We start from the raw sequence: 16,489 nt of genomic DNA, 5'->3' as shown, positions 1-16,489 counted from the left end.
CGCCTACCTCGAACAAGTCGCCGCGGCCCTCGCGGTCACCCGCCTGCCCTGCTGACCCCGACCGCGAAACAGGAGATCGCCATGACCACCCTCACCGCCAAGGCCGCCGTCCTGCACACCCCCGGCACGCCCATGACCATCGAGCCCATCCAGCTCCGCACGCCCGGCCCCGGCGAGGTCCTCGTCCGCACCGCCAGCGTCGGCATCTGCGGCACCGACCTGCACTTCGCCCGCGGCCTGTTCCCCTACCCGGCCCCCACCGTGCTCGGCCACGAAGCCAGCGGCACCATCGAACACCTCGGCCCCGACGTCACCGGGCTCACCACCGGAGACCGAGTCCTCGTCTGTGACCAGATCCCCTGCGGCCAGTGCGGGAACTGCCTGTCCGGACGGATGGTCTACTGCACCGACTCCAGCGGCAAACAACGCCAGAAGTCCCGACTCAGCCTGAATGGCCAGCCGTTCCGCCAATACCTGGGCGTGTCCGCCCTCGCCGAGCTGATGCTCGTCGACGCCGCCGCACTCATCCCCATTCCCGAGCAGGTCAGCTTCGCCGCCGCCGCCCTGCTCGGCTGCTGCCTGACCACCGGGATGGCGACCGTCCTCAACACCGCGGCTATCCGTCCCGGCCAATCCGTACTCGTCATCGGCTGCGGCGGTGTCGGCCTGGGCGCCGTCCAGGCCGCGAGAATCGCCGGCGCGACCCGCATCCTCGCGGCCGACCCCGAAGCCCACCGCAGGCATGCCGCCCGCTCTCTCGGCGCGACCCACACCATCAACCCGGCACACGACACCATCCCCGCGGCTGTCGCCGCCGCCACCGACCAGCACGGAGTCGACATCGCAGTCGAAGCCGTCGGTGACCCCACCCTGGCCTCGGCCGCGTTCGAGGCACTGTCACCCGGCGGACGCGCCGTCATCATCGGGATGATGCCACCCGGCAGCGAGATCAAAGTTCCCGGCGCCCTGCTCCGCCACGGCCGAAGCCTCACCGGCTCCGTCATGGGCGAGGTTCGCACCCACCACGACATCCCGGCGTACGTACGGATGGCCGCCGAACACCGGCTGCTCGCCGACGACATCGCCACGACCCGATTCCCGCTGAACGAGATCAACGAAGCATTCAACCACGCAACCGCACGACGCGGCATCCGCACCATGATCGATTTCTGAGGCGTCCGCTGCGGAAGCCCGGCCGGCCCCGGTCAGGCTCCCGCAGCGAACGCGGCCTGCACCTCATCACGCTGGTCCGTCCACCACGCCAACAGCCGCTCACTGGGCTCCATCAGCGCATCAGGGCCATGATCGCCACGGTCGTAGTGAAACTCGAACATCCAAAAATCGGACATGCGCTTCCACCACAGCCGATCCACTGCCTCGACCAGATCGTCTCTCGGCAACGGTTTCACAGCGCGGTAGCCGGTCACGAACGCCGCGACCCGCTCCAGATCCAGATAGCCGTGCTCACCGCCGAACTGGACCTGCGCGGTACGCGCCACCTCCTCACCCAGCCGCCTGACCGCAATGCGGTCCCAGTCAAGGACTGCGCTGACCGTCCCCTCGTGGTGCAGGACGTTGCGGTACTGCAGATCGCCATGGGTCCAGCCGAACAACCATCCGCCCGTGCCCCCCGACGGTATGCACGACCGATGTTTCTCGATGAGGACCTTACGCTCCGCGAGCAGGTCCCGAGCAGCCATGTCGAAACTGGTCGGTTCGGGGATAACAGCGATCCTGGTCAGCAGGCGGTCGGCCTTCTCAAGGGCCCGCTCCGCAGCGGTTATCTTCGCCCGCGGAGCCTCACCGGCCTCAGGCAGCGAAGCGCCGATCTGTGCATGAAGCGCGTTGTGAATATCGGCTACCAGCGACCCGAATGACTCTGTTTCACCCGAAGATAGATCAGTCCCTTCGCGATGGGCCCCCTCCGCCCAGGACGAGACCAGATAATCGCCAGACCCCGCCTGGAACAGCACCTCCCCGGCGGGAGTCAGCACAGGAGCACAGACCGGCAGCCCGGCGGCCCTCAAGTCAACCAACACGCGGGCGTTACGGCACGCCACCTCAGCAGAAACGTCCAACAAGAGCTTGAGAGCAAACGACCCGGCGGCAGTCTCAATCCGCCAATTACGGTTCATGATCCCGCCAGGGAGGAACTCGACCCGGCGAACCGGCCCCAACCCGAAGCCCTCCGCAATTATCCGAAGGTCCCCTTCCTCCAGGCCAGGTGCAACAGCGTTCATCTCCGGCATCTCATCACGCGTCACGGCGAAACCCTAGCCCGGAGCGCGCCAGAGTCCTGGGCTGGGCTCGCGCCGACCCTGAGCACCTGCCCCAACTGCGCACCAACGTCGATCCTGCCCGGACACGTGCCGAGCCCGTCGAGCCAGGACACGGCGGCGTTCACCTCGACCACGTGCTGCCGCATCAGGGACGCGAGGCCGTAGGAGAACATCGTGTGCAGACCACGATCCTCGATCACCACCGATGATCGCAGGCCCCGCCCCGCCGCTCGGAACGTGAAGCGCTGCGGGTGCCGCCGCCGGCGGTCTCCCGCCAGCCGGGACGCGGTGCGGGCTGACCCCGGAGGGAGCCGAACGTTTCGCTGCTGTCGGGACGAAGTTGTGGGCGCGCCGGAGTGCTTTCGGGCAGGTCAGCGATGGTGCATCGGCCCGAATCGGATGTTCTGTCTGTGGGGAATGTTTGTCGGCCGGTTGCTTGGGAGGCTGGGGGCGTTCAGCGTCGGCGCGGTAGCTCGCCGTCACGATAGCGGCGGTCAGCTGAGTCCTCGCCGCGCGTGGCCCATGTCGAGAAGGAACTGATGATCGCTTCTTCCGCACCTCCGCCGCCCGTCGCTCCTGTGGCGGCGCGGTCCGCCCGCGATGAGGAACGTTCGCACGCTGGTGAGCCCGTGATCTTCACTGATGGGCATCACTTCAGCCTTGCAGATTCGGTGGATCTGGATACGGTCGCCGCAGCTGCAACCGGCCCGCTCTCGGTGATCGTGCAGGTCACGAAGCGGTGTAACTTCGACTGCTCGTTCTGTTCGGAGGTCTTGCAGGAGCCCGACCCGACCCTGGACGCGCTGGAACGGATGCGGGACAACCTGGCCGGGGTTCCGCGGGTGTTCCTCTCTGGTGGTGAGCCGCTGCTGCGCAGGGATTTCGTCGACGTCGTCGACATGTTCGCCGGCACCGTGATCGGGGTGCCCACCAACGCCACGCGCGGCCTCCAGCATGCGCGTCACCTGGCCGGCAAGATCAGCTTTGTCAACGTGGGGTTGGAAGGGCCTCGGGCCACCACGAACCGGGTCCGGGGCGACTACGACACGGTCATGGCTGGGGTGCGGGCGTTCCAGGACGCGGGCCTGCCGCTGTCGCTGTCGGCGGTGGTCTATCGCTCGACGCTGGCCGCGTTGCCGTTCACCTACCAGATCGCCGACCTGCTCGACGCCGGGAAACTCAAGCTGATCCTGCCGTTGCGCAAGGGCAACGCGCTCGACCTCGCCGAGCATGAGTTCATCAGCGTGGACGAGGCCACGGCGACGTTCGCGCGGTTGACCGAGCTGCGGGCCGTGCACGACTGGCGGCCGGCGCTTCGGCTGACGGCGTGGACCCCGGACACCGAAGGCCACATGATCGTCGTCGGGCCGTCGGGGCGGGCCAGTGCCTGGCCGGTCTACGACGCACCCGACCTGTTGGAACCGTTGGGCAACCTGCTCGACGAGCCGATCACCGCGATCTGGGCGCGTTACCGGTTCAAGCGCAACCACTACGCCAAGTACTTGGGACGGTCGATCCATACGGTCACCCGGACCGATCGGCCGCCGGCGCAACGCGGCATGCTCAGGATCGCGGATGCGTGAGGCGACCAACCTCGACTGGGCCGACACGCCGTTCGGGGCCGCACGGCGGCCCTTCGCCGAGCGGACCCCGCTGTTGGCCGCGTTCTCCGTCGTTCATACCGATCGGTTCTCTCCGGCCGCGGCCGGGGCGGTGTATCTGCGGCTGCCGCGGGGGCGCCTGCTGATGGTTGCCGACACGACGCTGCGGTTCGGTTTCCACGCTGTCGCCGCCCAGGACGCAGCGGACGTACCCGCGATCGTCGCCCTGGTCGACGGTCTGCTCGTGCAGGCACGACGTCAGGCCGCGGTCCTCGCCGGCCACCGCTTCGCCGGCGAGCTGTCCCTCCTGACCGCCGCCATCGGCCGGCCCGTGCGAGGGATCACGTCCGTCGCCGCCGCATGGGGCGAGGAGAACCCCGAACGCGGGCTCGCGCGTCTCCTCGACACCGCGGACAGGACCGGTCCGGCGACACTTGCAGACCTCTGCGCCCGCCACCGCCTCCACGGCCTGGACCGGTCCCCTGGCGGCCACGCGGCAGAGGCCGCCAGCTCGCTGGCAGTGCTCGATCCGCTGCGTCAGTCCGTCGGGCATGCGCTGGCGATCGCACTGATCGCCGCACGGAATACCGGCCACTACCAGTGGGACGACCTTCACCTCGACGCTCTCGTCGACGCCGCCGCCTGGGACCAGACCACCAGCGTCCGCACCGAGACCGCCTGATGTGCACCGGCCCGCCAGCCCGTCCTGTCCGGCTGAAGCGCCATCACGGCGTCGACGGCGATCGTCGGCTCGTCGAGGAAGGACCTCGCTGATGCTGCGGAACTGCCTTGTCATCGCGGTCGAGGGCACCCACGCCTCCGGCAAGACGACCCTCACCCACGCCCTCGCCGCCTACTACCGGGAACGCGGCGTACACGTCACCGCTGTGCCCGAACCCGCGAGGAACTCGCCGTTCATCGAGGAAATCGTCGTCCACGGCAAGGGCAGCTTCGACCTGGAGACCGAGGTCGATCTGTTCGCCGCGCAGCTGTCCAGCCAGCTGCGCACCGCCCGCGGCCACACGATGGTCATCGCGGACAAGACGATCGCGAACGTGCTGGCGTACGCCTGGCTGGTCCTGCCCGGCGGCCCCGACGGACCCCACGGTCCTGTGCTCCAAGCGATAGAGACGTTCTGCCGGGCCTGGTCCTACGTGTACGACGCGGTGTTCTACTGCTGCGACCGCTTCGACCAGCAGCAGGTCGGGGACCCCTACCGGTCCCAAGTACTCGACATGCAGCCAGCCGCCGACCGCGTCGTGCGCAGCACCTGCGCCAGCGTCGGACAACGCGTATACGACATCCCGCCGAACATGTCCACCAGCCAGCGCGTCGACTGGATCGCCGAACAGCTCACCGCTCTCGGCCTCGACCCGACCACCCGCTGACAAACACCCGCTCTGCCGAGGGAAGAGAATCCCAACCGTGGCCTATACCAGCGTCATTGACGTTCTGCTACTCCTCGTCCGCGGCGACCAGGTGCTCCTCGCCCTGCGATCCGGCACCGGTTTTGCGGATAACGAGTGGAATGTCCCGAGCGGCAAGCTCGAAGAAGGCGAGGACGTCGCCGCCGCGATGCTCCGCGAGGCACACGAAGAAATCGGCCTCCATCTGGATCGCGGGTCCCTGGAACTCGCCTCGACGGTCCATTTTCGGAACGAACACGGGGAAGGACGACTTGGACTGTTCTTCCGGCCGGCACGCTGGGACGGAGAGCCCGTCAACGCGGAACCACACAAGTGTGCCCGAATCTCCTGGTTTCCGCTGAATAGCCTCCCTGACAATACCTACCCCTACACGCGAATCGGAATCGAACTCTACGAGGCAGGACGAAAATTTGCCGTTCACGGATGGAACGCCTGAACCTCGTCTTGCCTCAATGCCCCACACGCCAGCTTCGACATGCTGCCATCCGTCACGATCTGTGATGACATCGACAGCGCCCTGATCGCAGCACGTCACGTTCTTACCGACGAGAGCACGTGAACCGCCCCAGCGGGCAGAAGCCTCTCAGGGCGAGACCTGGACTGGGATCTCGAAGGGCACGAACATCGGCATTCCCGGCGTGTCCGACCACGTCGGCGGCACCGGTGTGGGCTCGGTCGCGACCTCGGCGCGCTCCAGCGGCGTGAGCACGCCCAATGCGGCCCGGTCCTCCAACGGCAGGAAATCCAAGGCCAGGCGCCGCACCACGTAATCGATGATCGACGTGGCCCGTGGGATCTCCGGGTCGTCGGTCAGTCCCGCCGGCTCGAATCGCAGGTCGGCGAACTGCCGAACGAACGTCACCAGCGCCACGCCGTGTGCCAGACCAGTCGAGATCGCCGACGAGACGGTCTCGGTCATCCCGCGCAGAGTCGACCCCTGCTTCGCCATGATCAGATTGACGTCCGCCAGCGAACCGTCGGCGTGCAGGGACGCGATGATGAAACCGTAGGCGCCGCCGACCGTGAACGACCTCGTCACGGACTTGCGATGCCGAGGCGCCCGCCGTGCCACGGCACCCGGCGTCCGGGTTCCCATCGTTGGCGTTGCGTCAACCACGGCGCGTTCCTCTCGATCGACACGTTGATTCTGTATGGCCACATCCGGCGACGATCACAACAGGTAGCGCGAGCGCATCGCGGGAAGTGCCAGATGTTGTGGTCGAACCGAGATATCAGCATAGGCCAGCGGCCGTCCCCTCTCGCAGTGGAGGCATCGGCGTGTCCGACCTTGCCCGGTCACGATCCTCGGATTCGACCTGACGACCCTGGAGAACTCGCAAGACGCCAGCTACGCCGTGCTCGGTGACCTGATCGCCGCGATCGAGGCCCAGCCGCTGGATGCCGGCACCGCACACGAGGACGCGATGGGTGCGCGGGTCGACGTGCTGGTGGAGGAGCGTCTGGCGCTGCTGCGTGACGTTCTCGTGGCCACCGTGCACGACCTGCTGCCGAGGCTCGCGACGCGGCATGCCGACCTGCTCGGGCGGGAGCACCGACGTTGGGCGCGGACTACCGGCTGGATGCTGATCAATGCGGCGGATTCCCGTGGCAGCTGACCCGACGCGCGGCACGCTGCGGTCAGGAGCCGGTCTTCTCCGGGATCGGCACCCAGTGGAACTCCGGGCAGAACCGGGCGTAGGTGACCAGCTTCCAGGCGGCGTAGTCCTCCAGCCGGCCGGTGGCGCGCAGCAGGTGCTTGACCCAGGTGTGGCAGACCCGTTCGTCGTGGCTCATCGCCGCGTCGATCTGGTCGAGCATCCGGCCGGCCACCGCGAAATCGTCCACGGTCAACGCGCTGAGATCGATCTCGATGTCGTCCACGGTGAAGGTGAACACGAGCCGGGTGGTGGAGAAGCTTGTGTGGCGCTCTCCCAGGAAACGGGCGCGGCCGTCGAGCGTCGCCATCAGCTCGTCCCGACGTTCGACCGGGTAGCCGATACCCAGGTCCAGGTCGGAGGTCTCCAGGTTCAGTCTGGTACCAAACGAGCCGACGTCGCGCGGCTGATGTCCGGTCCACTGCTCGATGAGCGCCGACGCCTGCACGCGGACGGTGTGCAGGCGCTCGTCGTGGGCGCGCATCGACGTGTAGAACGCCTCGGCCCGGTCGAACTCGGCGTCGGGGACGTCGGCGCGCTCAGCCCATCCCTTCGCCCTGATCGCATCCAGGTCCAGCAGGGTGACGTGGTCTGGAGTCGTCATGCCGGTGACCTTAACGTCACAGTCAGCAGCGTTCTTCGCGGGGCGGTCGCTGGCCTTCAACGGGCAATGAGGGGGATGACATGACCGAACCGAGCCTTCTGGCGCGCTGGACTCTCGCCGGCGGCCTGACCACCCGCCCGACGCCCCTGGTCCCGAGCCCGCGACCGCCAGCGGCCACCGCGCCCCCGGCCCCGTTGCGCCTGCTCACGTTCAACGCCCAGCACGCTGCACCCGACCGGGCCCGCCGCCAGGCCGCCTGGCTCGCCCAGCGGCGCGGCGCGGACCTCGTCGTCCTCACCGAAGTCGGCTCCGGACCCGGCGGACGCGCCCTCCTCGACGCGCTCGCCCAGCACGGCTACCCCCACCTGCACGCACCGCGACCGGGCGGCGCCGACTACAGCACGGTCCTGGCCTCCCGCAGCACACCGCTCGAACCCGTGCCGACCGGCATCGGGTTCCTCCCGCACCGCGCCCCCGCCGCGGAGATCTGGGTCGGCGGCCGGCGGATCAGGCTGCTCGGCCTCTACGTGCCCTCCCGCGGGCCGCAGCACCGCCGCAACGAGAACAAGCGTGCCTTCCAACACGCCGTCACCCAGGCGCTGCCCGGGTTCCTCGCCGGGTTCGACGGCCCGGTCATCGTGACCGGTGACCTCAACGTCGTCGAACCAGGCCACGTCCCGCACTACCCCGTCTTCGGCCGGTGGGAGTACGACTTCTACCGCTCCTTCGCCGACGCCGGTCTCATCGACGCCTACCGGGCCCAGCACCCCGCCGCACCCGGCCACAGCTGGTTCGGCCGCGGGGGAAACGGCTACCGGTTCGACCACACGTTCATCACCACTGCGCACCGGCCGTCTGTGACCGCCTGCGACTACCTGCACGCTCCTCGCCACGCCGGCCTCAGTGACCACGCCGCCATGCACCTCACCCTCACCGGCTGACCTCGACCCGTTCAAACCACGGGCTCGACGACGAAGAAATCACCTCGGCTGGCCGAGTATTCGCAGGCCACAGCCCTATCGCGCAGCGAACTAGATGTTCACTGCGCGTGGAATCTCCCCCTCGGCGAATCCGGGCATTCTGTGATCCGTCCGGTCGCTCGCACCCCCCGAGTGAGCGGCCGGACGCCTCCCGCCATCTCCGACGCGGCTGCCGCCGGCAGGCGGAATCGGCACCTCACATTCACAATCACGAGATGGATTGGATCTATGCCTCCGCACGATGAGATGGCTCCGCACCGCCTGGGTCTGCTGGACCAGCGGATGAGGAGCATGGCGCCGGACTTCCTGGTGGACCGGGTGCTGGTCCACTACAAGCTGATCGGTCTGACGGACGAAACGATCCGCCAGCTGCTCGACCTCGCTGGCGAGTACCGGCAGGAGAGGACGGCGGCCGAGGACGCGTTCGCGTTGCTCGGACACAAGGTCAGCCCGGTGGCGACGCCGTTGGGTCCCGAGCAGGCCGCCGAACGCCGCGAGCACTTCGCCCGCCGGGCGGCGTTGTTCGCCGAGGACGACATGCGCGCCGAGACCTACTACGACCGGGTGAGGACGATCCTGGGCGAGCAGGGGTGGGCGGCCCTGCTGGGCGTGTACCTCGACGAGGTGACCGCACGGCTGCACCGGCTCGGCCCGGCGCTGGCCGCCGCGGTCGCACCCGCGTTCCAGCTGCTGGCCGAGGACCCCGAGGGGGTCCACCGGCCGGTCGACCCCTACGACGACGAGCTGACGGGCGCCCTTCCCGCGCTCGTCTGACCGGCACACGGCGTCGCTTTTCGCCGGGTGCAGCGGCGCCGGACGTGCCCACACCTCCGCGCCGCCCACGCCCACTCCCGCATCGGCGTTCCCCGGTCGCTGGAGCACTGCTCTAGCAGTGGGCTGGGCTGCTCTTCCCAGGACCGCCTCCGGCCAGCCCCCCACCGAGACCACGTAGGCCCCGCGAAGCTCATCCCCGACCGGCCCGCGGTCCAGGCCGGAGCCCTCCACCCACGACCAGAAAGAAATCATGGACGAGTCCACCGCCGTGAAATCCACCGCCGCCAAACAGCCCACGGACCTGAACGTCGACCAGGCGCACACGGCGCGGATCTACGACTACTTCCTCGATGGGAAGGACAATTTCCCGGCTGATCGGGAGGCGGCCGAGGAGATCCTGGCCGCGGAGCCCGGCGCGAAGGTGATGGCGTGGACGAACAGGGCCTTCCTCGCCCGCACCACCAGGTGGCTCGCCGGGGAGGTCGGGGTCCGCCAGTTTCTGGACGTCGGTACGGGCATCCCGACGTCGCCGAACCTGCATGAGATCGCCCAGGGCATCGCCCCGGAGGCCCGGGTCGTCTATGTGGATAACGATCCGATCGTGCTCGTGCACGCCCGCGCGCTGCTGACCAGCACACCGCAGGGGCGGACGGCCTACCTCGACGCCGACCTGCGGGACCCATCGATGATCATCAACGCTGCCGAGCTGCGTGAGACTCTCGATCTGGAGAAGCCGGTCGCGCTGTCCCTCAACGCGATCCTGCACTTCGTCGTCGACGACGACGACGTGGCGGGCATCGTCGCGGGGCTTGTCGCCGGGTTGCCGACCCGCAGCTACCTGGTGCTGTCCCACATCACCCCCGAGATGAATCCCGCCACGGCAGAGCAGGTCACCCGCCGATACGAGGCCGCAGGAATTCCCCTGAAGGCACGTACGGCCGAGCAGATCTCGGGGATCATCACGGCGGCGGGCTGCACCCTGGTGGAGCCGGGCGTGGTGCCGATCGCCCTGTGGCGTCCGGAGGAGGAGCCGGACGCCGAGCAGCGGGCGGTGTGGCTGCTCGGCGCGGTGGCCCGCGTCTCGTGAGCCTGCTGGCCGTGGAGCATGACACCGGGGTGTCGCCTCAGGTTCTCGGTGCGGCGCAGGTCGGTCCCGGGGACCGGGTCGTCGTGCTGGGCACCAGCGCCGACGGGGGGATGCTGACTCGGACGGCCCTGTCGCTGGTCGGGTCGTCCGGGGTGGTTGTTGCGGTCGGGCTTGATCCCGTGCTGCGCCGGCTGCGGTTCGCCCCGGGCACCGGGAGCCTTCAGGGGATCTGGCCGATCCCGGTCGGCTTCCCCTGCGCGAGGGCTCGGTGACCGCGGTCGTCGGGCACGGTGTGGCCGGGGTGGCGGGCCTGCCCGCGGTGCTGGCCGACGCGGGCCGCGTTCTGGTTCCGGGTGGACGGTTCGCTCTGGCGGAGCCGTTGCACCATGCCCGCCGGTACGACGATGCGCTGCCCGGCCTCACCGCACACGAGCAGTGGCAGATCGACACCGCGCTGGGGCAGGCGACTCCCGCGCATGCCCGGCACGCGGTGGACGATCTCGTGACCGCCTCCCACCTCGGCCACCTGGGTCTGGAGATCGACCGGGGCGATCTCGCTCCGACGACCACAACCCTTCGTGATCATGATGCTGTCGCGGTCCACCTGCACACGCCGCCGGTGCCGGCAGGTCCGAACCCGCTTGAGGCCGTCCGCGGACAGCTCGGGGAGCTGCTGGCCGGCCGTTACGAGACGGCATGCCATCAGCTTCTCGACGACCGGGGCACGGTGACGATCAGAACGCCCACGGTGTACCTGTCGGCGCGGCGCGCACGCGCAGGCCGGCGATGATCAGGACACGGCGGGACGTCCTGCGCGGGCCGGGCGCGGTGGCACGGGTCTACGGCGTGGTCCGGCGTTTCCTCGTCCGCCTCGGTGCGGGTAAGGACGTGGACGCCTACGTGCGGGTTGACTTCAACTTCCCCGAAATCGACGGCGCCAGGTGGGTGCCCCCGGAAGCTTTTCCGGGTGGTGTTCCGCCTGAGGGAACCCGTGTGAAGGTCGGGGATGGTGAAGGCAGTCACGCGTACGCCGTGGTCCTCGGACCCCAAGTACATCTCCGGGTCGACATGGCGACCTTCACGTCGGAGGGATCAGATGAAACAACCCCGGGTTGATCCACATAACCATTCGAGAAAATCCGATGGGACCGAGGATCCAGCGGAGCTGGTGAAGCTGGCAGACGAGGAAAATCTGATCCTGGGTCTGACGGATCACGATACGTTCGAGGGTATTCCCGACGCGGCTGCGGCGCTGCGACCGGGGCAGATCCTGATCCCGGGAGTGGAGATCTCCACGTCCGTCGAGGTGGACGGCGTGAGGGGCACGCAGCACCTGCTCGGCTATTTCTGCGACCCGGAAAACCGGGCGCTGGCCGACGCGCTCGGTCGCACCCGGGACAGCCGCGACACCCGGGCGCAGAAGATGGTCGGGAAGCTGGCGGCGGGCGGCCACACCATCTCCTGGGATGAGGTGGTCGCGGAGGCGGCCGGTGTGGTCGGTAAACCGCACATCGCGACGGTGCTGGTCAGGAACGGGGTGGTGACGAGCCGCGCGGAGGCGTACTCCGCCGACTGGCTCGGCGATGGCAGCCCGTATCACGTGCCCAAGGAGCAACCCGACCTCGCAACGGCCCTGTCCCTCGTGCGCGGGGCGGGGGGCGTTGCGGTCCTCGCGCATCCGCGGAGGACCGAGCGGCGTCCACCGCTCTCGGCGGCGGACATCGCGGCGTTGGCCGACGCCGGGCTGGCGGGCATCGAGGTTTTCCACCCCAACCACACGGATGCCGACCGGGCGGAGCTCCTCGCGATCGCGAAACGCCTCGGTCTGATCGTCACGGGGTCCAGCGACTCCCACGGCGACAACAAGCCGCAGCGTCTCGGGGCCGAAACGACGGCGTTCGCGGAGTTCCAGCGGCTACTCGACGTCGCCGCCGCTCCCGGCACGCCGCTGATCATCGGCTGATCGGCGTGCCACGGGGGGCAGGACGGCGGCGGGACGATCTGCCGGAACGAGTACGCAGGGAGATCGAGGCACGGTCGCGGTCGAGCTGGGTGTATGGGCTTCCTCTTCGTCAGCCTGACTTTCATCGTGATCATGCCGCATGTCCTGTGACGGCCCGCCGGCGGGCCGGGCCGGTGCGGCGCCCAGCGGGTGTTCCGCCTGCTGCCCCTGCGGGCGGAACACCACCGGCCAACCACATCCGGTGAAGAGGACTCGACGATGAGGAGGAGATCGGGATGGTGGGGATGACCGTCGTGCCCGCGTGGGACGGCCGCTTCCTCGGCCTGCTCCCGCCCGCCGCCCGCGCGGCTATGGTCACCCTCGGCGACGAGCACCGGGCCGAACCCGGCACGGTGATCCTGTGGCAGGACCAGCCCGTGGACTGCCTGGCCCTGCTCCTCTCCGGGTGGACAAAGAGCGCGGCGATCAGCCCTTCCGGGCGGCTGGCGATCCAGAACCTGCACCATCCCGGGGACCTCATCGTTCAGCCGGCAGGGGCACCCAGGGCCGCGACGGTGACCGCCGGCGACCCCACGACGCTGCGCCTAATCGCCCATGACGACCTTGCCGCGGTCCTGGCCACCTACCCGCAGACCGCCGCGGCGTTCCGCCACGCCGCCTGCGCACGGCGGCAGGCCGCGCTGCGCGCCCGGCGGACGGACAGCGCCGTGCCGGTGGCGATCCGGACGGCGCGACTGCTGGTCAATCTGCATGCCGCGTTCGGGGCCGGCCAGGACCCGGCCGCCCCGGTGGAGATCCCACTCGGGCACCGGGAGATCGCCGCGATGCTGGCCGCATCCCTGTCCACCGTGCAGCCCCTGCTGACCGACCTGCGCACCAGCGGCCACCTGACGATCCTCGCCCGTGGCCGCATGGCCGTCACCGATCTCGCGGCACTCCACAGCCTGGCCGGACCCGCCGAACCGCCGGCCCCGGCCGAGCGGTGCGCCTCGGGGACCGACCCGTCCTGCCTGGCCTGCGGAGAAGGCCGATGATCCCCTGCTCGCGGCCGGGCCGCCGAGGGCCTCACGTGGAGCATCGTGCGGCCCAGCTCGCCCTCGCCCTCGCCGCGGCCACAGCGGCAACGCCGGTTACTCTCACCCGCGCGCAGGAGCAGGCGTTTCGGGCCCAGACCCGCAGGGTGGGCCTGATCGGCGCCTGGTATGCCGCCACGGACGCCCAGTTGCACCGTGCGGATCGGTGGGCGGCGGCCGGCACAGGCGGCGCTGCGCGGTGCTGGCTGCCGCACCCCTCGCCTCGGGCTCGCCCTGGTCAGGAGACGCGATGATCCCCTCACCTGGCGCGAGGTCCGCTGCGAGGGTGCAGGGGCTGGACCGTGTACCGGTCGGGCGGCTACGCGCAGCTCTGGCGTGGGCGCACCAGCGGGTCGGCACGGGCACGTTCCCCGCCACCCTGCTCGCGGATCGTTGCCAGGTGACAGTCGAGGAAGCGGGCAGCCTGCTCGATGTCCTCGCCTTGCTCGGCCTGGTCGACCGCTACCGCACGCCCAGCGACGCCTGGGTGTACGCCTGCGGGCCGCTGCTCGCCGCAGCGCCGACCGCGGACACCGTGCTACGCCCGCAGGAGACGATTCTGCCGCGGGAGATGTGGGCAGCGATGGCCGACGCGCACGCCCGCACCGGCATGGCGTCGACGGAGACGATCGCCGAGTTCCTCGACGCCCCGGCCGGCCGGGTTGATCGGATCGATGTGGCGGTGCGGCTCGCGACGCTGGGGGTACGCGGCCTGCTCGCTGCCGGCCCGGACAGAGGTGCGGCGCACCGCCAGTGGCAGATGACCGCTCACGGGACCAGCTGGGGCCGCGAGCTGCTGTCACGAGGGTTGACCGACAGCGAGGTGTGGACGGTGCTCGGCGCCGACTCTCCCGACGTCGACATCGACCTGATCACCGCGGCCCGCCGCCTGGGTGTCGGGCTGGCCCGCCTGGAAGGCTGGGTGGATCGGCAGACCCGCACCGGTCGCTTCGCCCGGGTCGGCTCGGAGCTGCGGCTCACCGACTCCGGGCGGGAGGCGATCAGCGCCGTCGGGTGGAAAGGCCCCGAACGGTGAGACGGCGCCGCGGCCGAAGGACTGGCCCCTTCCACTGCCTGGGGACGGAGCCGGGGCGCGGCACGCGGGGTGGTGCCCGCGTGCCGCGCCCACACCCCGCACAGGCGGCGGACGTCCGGCACGGCCCGTGAGCCGTCTCCTGGTGCAGGGGATCGAGCACGTGGCCGTCGGAACCCTGCGGACGACGGTGGTCTGGGCACAGGCCCGCACCGCACGCGCGGGCGTGTTCCCCGCCAACCTGATCGCCGATCATGTTCCTGTGCCGGCGGACGAGGTGGGCCGCTGGCTGAACATCCTCGCCACCGTCCGGCTGCTCTCCCGCTACCAGACGGTCAACCGCACCTTGATGTACGCCTGCCAGCCCCCACTGGCCGCACCCGCCCCGGACGGGGTGCGCCCGCTCGACACCGTCTCACCGCGGGAGTGGTGGGCGGCGGTACAGGCGGCACAGCTCCCGCGCGGCACGGCCCACGGAACGGAGATCGCCGCCCTGCTCGACGCCGAGGCCGGCATGGTCGACCGGGTGGACGTCCTGCTGAAACTCGCCGCGCTGGCCGCCGCCGGCCTGCTTCAGCTCCATCCCGCCGCTGACGGGTGGCACTGGCAAATGATCGCCACCGTGAGGCTAACGGGACAGGCACAGTGACCCAGGTGGACCGCGGGGCGGGGACGTTCCTGCGGACGAGTCCGTCGTCTTCGCCCCGAGTGGTTCATCGAGGCCCGCCGGTCGAACCCAAGCGCCGTCACGGCGGCTGACCGGCCTGGCGCGCTCACCACCGGTCAGGTGGGCCGGCCAGAGGGTCTGGAGCGCAGCCAGGCCGCGATGCCCGTATCAGCATTGTGTCCCGCCCACCGTGACAGCTCGACGGGAACGATGCACGCCCCGCACCCCCTGATCGGGCTATCCCAGCGAGTGATCTGCATAGCCCGGACAGGGGGCTACTTCTAGCCCTATTGAGTCATTTCTCGCTGGGATGCCGGTCGGACTGCGAAGTTAGAACGCCGGGATTCGCTGTGGCGGGGGTAGTCCTAGATAGAGGGGTTTCTCCCTTCCGGGGCGGGTTGGCCGTCCATTGGGATGGCCGGCGAGGTGGGCACTGTGGAGGTCCGGGCTCGTACAGCGGGACAGCGCCGCCGGGCTCGGCTGCGGTTCGCTGGTATCAGCGTCGTGGCCGCTGCCGTGACCTTCCTCGCTGGCTGCGGTGCGGATGGTGGTTCGACGCCCGCTCCGGCTCCCAGTGGCGGAGCCGTCTCCTCGCCCCCGCATACGGGCGGATCGCCGAGCCCGAAGCCGACATCGCCGGCGGACATCGCGCGGCAGGACGCGGTCGCCGCGTACGTGGGGATGTGGAAGGCCGACGCGCAGGCCAGTCACACCTCGGACTGGCAGGCGACGTATCTGTCGCGCTATGCCTCGGGCGATGCTTTGCAGGTACTGACCGGTGATCTGTACGCCGACCATCTCAATGGGCTGGTTGCGAAGGGTGAGCCGGTGAACCACCCGCGGGTGACATCGGTGAACCCGCCCGGCGCGCCGACCTCGGTGAGGATCGAGGATTGCGCGGACAGTCGGAACTGGTTGCAATACAGGACCGACGGCTCGCTTCTGGATGACACTCCCGGGGGAATGCGCCGGATTCTGGCCGAGGCTCGACTGCACACCGACGGGCTGTGGCGCGTCACCCAGTTCGGAGTCGGAGACCTGGCATCATGCTGATGCGTAGGACTCTTTTTGTTGCTGCCGTGACGGCGACGCTGGCCGGCGTATTCACCGTGCCCGCTTTCGCTGGCGACAAGTTCGGCGGAACCGACTGTTCTCAGAATCCGCACCCGGGCTGCCAGCTTTTCGCGGGCGACCTCGGAACGGCCCCCGCCCCCGCCCCAGTGCCGGGTGGCGGTCCTACATTCGTAGGTGGAGGGGGCGATCGGGGCGGCGGTTCGACGCGACCGCCCCCTCCAGGTGACAGGTCGCTAGACAAACCAAAAACGGCGGACTGCTCGTACACCCGT

The 16,489-nt window shown here is 69.5% G+C and carries 21 protein-coding genes; 17 read left to right on the top strand and 4 right to left on the bottom strand.

Annotated features, from left to right (window positions below):
- Positions 1-1,173: zinc-binding dehydrogenase (locus tag NBZ83_RS19980; protein WP_261575568.1), on the top strand; the 1,173-nt coding region annotated here is incomplete at its 5' end.
- 32 nt (positions 1,174-1,205) lie between these two features.
- Here NBZ83_RS19980 and NBZ83_RS19975 read toward each other — a convergent pair.
- Together NBZ83_RS19975 and NBZ83_RS19970 are read right to left on the bottom strand one after the other, a co-directional pair.
- Positions 1,206-2,264 carry a phosphotransferase gene (locus NBZ83_RS19975; RefSeq protein ID WP_256790422.1) on the bottom strand — a complete coding sequence of 353 codons (1,059 nt, stop codon included), beginning with the start codon at positions 2,262-2,264 and terminating at the stop codon, positions 1,206-1,208.
- A complete protein-coding gene (locus tag NBZ83_RS19970) occupies positions 2,261-2,482 on the bottom strand; it encodes a hypothetical protein (RefSeq protein WP_235490735.1) in 222 nt (73 codons plus the stop codon). The genes NBZ83_RS19975 and NBZ83_RS19970 overlap by 4 nt, the downstream gene beginning before the upstream one ends.
- Positions 2,483-2,794: 312 nt before the next feature.
- Between NBZ83_RS19970 and NBZ83_RS19965 the strand changes: the two genes are divergently transcribed.
- The 4 genes from NBZ83_RS19965 (at position 2,795) to NBZ83_RS19950 (ending at position 5,743) form a co-directional block, all read left to right on the top strand.
- Complete coding sequence (locus NBZ83_RS19965; protein ID WP_235490733.1) at positions 2,795-3,862, top strand: radical SAM protein; 1,068 nt, start codon at positions 2,795-2,797, stop codon at positions 3,860-3,862.
- On the top strand, positions 3,855-4,562 hold the full coding sequence (locus NBZ83_RS19960) for a hypothetical protein (RefSeq protein WP_261562653.1): 708 nt from the start codon (positions 3,855-3,857) through the stop codon (positions 4,560-4,562). Before NBZ83_RS19965 ends, NBZ83_RS19960 begins: the two co-directional genes overlap by 8 nt.
- A 91-nt stretch (positions 4,563-4,653) precedes the next feature.
- The gene (locus NBZ83_RS19955) at positions 4,654-5,268 is read left to right on the top strand and encodes an AAA family ATPase (protein ID WP_256790434.1); all 615 of its coding nucleotides are present in this window, start codon (positions 4,654-4,656) and stop codon (positions 5,266-5,268) included.
- Between the two features lie 37 nt (positions 5,269-5,305).
- The gene (locus tag NBZ83_RS19950; protein WP_256790435.1) at positions 5,306-5,743 is read left to right on the top strand and encodes an NUDIX hydrolase; all 438 of its coding nucleotides are present in this window, start codon (positions 5,306-5,308) and stop codon (positions 5,741-5,743) included.
- Between the two features lie 147 nt (positions 5,744-5,890).
- Here NBZ83_RS19950 and NBZ83_RS19945 read toward each other — a convergent pair whose 3' ends face one another.
- On the bottom strand, positions 5,891-6,403 hold the full coding sequence (locus tag NBZ83_RS19945; protein WP_264762211.1) for a TSCPD domain-containing protein: 513 nt from the start codon (positions 6,401-6,403) through the stop codon (positions 5,891-5,893).
- Positions 6,404-6,662: 259 nt separating this feature from the next.
- Between NBZ83_RS19945 and NBZ83_RS19940 the strand changes: the two genes are divergently transcribed.
- Positions 6,663-6,923 carry a hypothetical protein gene (locus NBZ83_RS19940; protein WP_055752538.1) on the top strand — a complete coding sequence of 87 codons (261 nt, stop codon included), beginning with the start codon at positions 6,663-6,665 and terminating at the stop codon, positions 6,921-6,923.
- 22 nt (positions 6,924-6,945) lie between these two features.
- Here the strand turns inward: NBZ83_RS19940 and NBZ83_RS19935 are convergent, their stop codons facing one another.
- Positions 6,946-7,566, bottom strand: coding sequence for a hypothetical protein (locus NBZ83_RS19935; RefSeq protein WP_055752537.1), 621 nt, complete (start codon positions 7,564-7,566; stop codon positions 6,946-6,948).
- 80 nt (positions 7,567-7,646) lie between these two features.
- On the opposite strand from NBZ83_RS19935, the gene NBZ83_RS19930 reads away from it, so the two are divergent.
- The 11 genes from NBZ83_RS19930 to NBZ83_RS19880 all read left to right on the top strand — a co-directional run bounded on the left by NBZ83_RS19930 (position 7,647) and on the right by NBZ83_RS19880 (position 16,196).
- Positions 7,647-8,507 carry an endonuclease/exonuclease/phosphatase family protein gene (locus NBZ83_RS19930; protein ID WP_256790438.1) on the top strand — a complete coding sequence of 287 codons (861 nt, stop codon included), beginning with the start codon at positions 7,647-7,649 and terminating at the stop codon, positions 8,505-8,507.
- 267 nt (positions 8,508-8,774) lie between these two features.
- Positions 8,775-9,320, top strand: coding sequence for a hypothetical protein (locus NBZ83_RS19925; protein WP_261562577.1), 546 nt, complete (start codon positions 8,775-8,777; stop codon positions 9,318-9,320).
- A 250-nt stretch (positions 9,321-9,570) separates the two neighbouring features.
- Positions 9,571-10,407 carry an SAM-dependent methyltransferase gene (locus NBZ83_RS19920; RefSeq protein ID WP_261562578.1) on the top strand — a complete coding sequence of 279 codons (837 nt, stop codon included), beginning with the start codon at positions 9,571-9,573 and terminating at the stop codon, positions 10,405-10,407.
- Entirely contained in the window at positions 10,404-10,679 is a 276-nt protein-coding gene (locus tag NBZ83_RS19915) for a hypothetical protein (protein ID WP_256790377.1), read from the top strand. Before NBZ83_RS19920 ends, NBZ83_RS19915 begins: the two co-directional genes overlap by 4 nt.
- Positions 10,676-11,197: a hypothetical protein gene (locus NBZ83_RS19910; protein WP_055752533.1), complete on the top strand. Its 522-nt coding sequence runs from the start codon at positions 10,676-10,678 to the stop codon at positions 11,195-11,197. The genes NBZ83_RS19915 and NBZ83_RS19910 overlap by 4 nt, the downstream gene beginning before the upstream one ends.
- Before the next feature lie 378 nt (positions 11,198-11,575).
- Positions 11,576-12,370: a PHP domain-containing protein gene (locus tag NBZ83_RS19905; RefSeq protein ID WP_261562579.1), complete on the top strand. Its 795-nt coding sequence runs from the start codon at positions 11,576-11,578 to the stop codon at positions 12,368-12,370.
- Between the two features lie 275 nt (positions 12,371-12,645).
- The gene (locus NBZ83_RS19900; protein WP_055752531.1) at positions 12,646-13,404 is read left to right on the top strand and encodes a Crp/Fnr family transcriptional regulator; all 759 of its coding nucleotides are present in this window, start codon (positions 12,646-12,648) and stop codon (positions 13,402-13,404) included.
- 35 nt (positions 13,405-13,439) lie between these two features.
- Positions 13,440-13,697, top strand: coding sequence for a hypothetical protein (locus tag NBZ83_RS19895; RefSeq protein WP_261562580.1), 258 nt, complete (start codon positions 13,440-13,442; stop codon positions 13,695-13,697).
- Between the two features lie 32 nt (positions 13,698-13,729).
- Complete coding sequence (locus NBZ83_RS19890; RefSeq protein ID WP_261562581.1) at positions 13,730-14,479, top strand: hypothetical protein; 750 nt, start codon at positions 13,730-13,732, stop codon at positions 14,477-14,479.
- Positions 14,480-14,639: 160 nt separating this feature from the next.
- Positions 14,640-15,125, top strand: coding sequence for a hypothetical protein (locus NBZ83_RS19885; protein ID WP_261575567.1), 486 nt, complete (start codon positions 14,640-14,642; stop codon positions 15,123-15,125).
- Between the two features lie 522 nt (positions 15,126-15,647).
- Entirely contained in the window at positions 15,648-16,196 is a 549-nt protein-coding gene (locus NBZ83_RS19880) for a hypothetical protein (protein WP_261575566.1), read from the top strand.
- Positions 16,197-16,489: the final 293 nt, after the last annotated feature.

Source organism: Frankia gtarii, from assembly GCF_025403375.1.
Classification (GTDB): domain Bacteria; phylum Actinomycetota; class Actinomycetes; order Frankiales; family Frankiaceae; genus Frankia; species Frankia gtarii.
The sequence above is the reverse complement of the archived record's forward strand: the minus strand, read 5'-3'. Positions and strand labels throughout refer to the sequence as shown.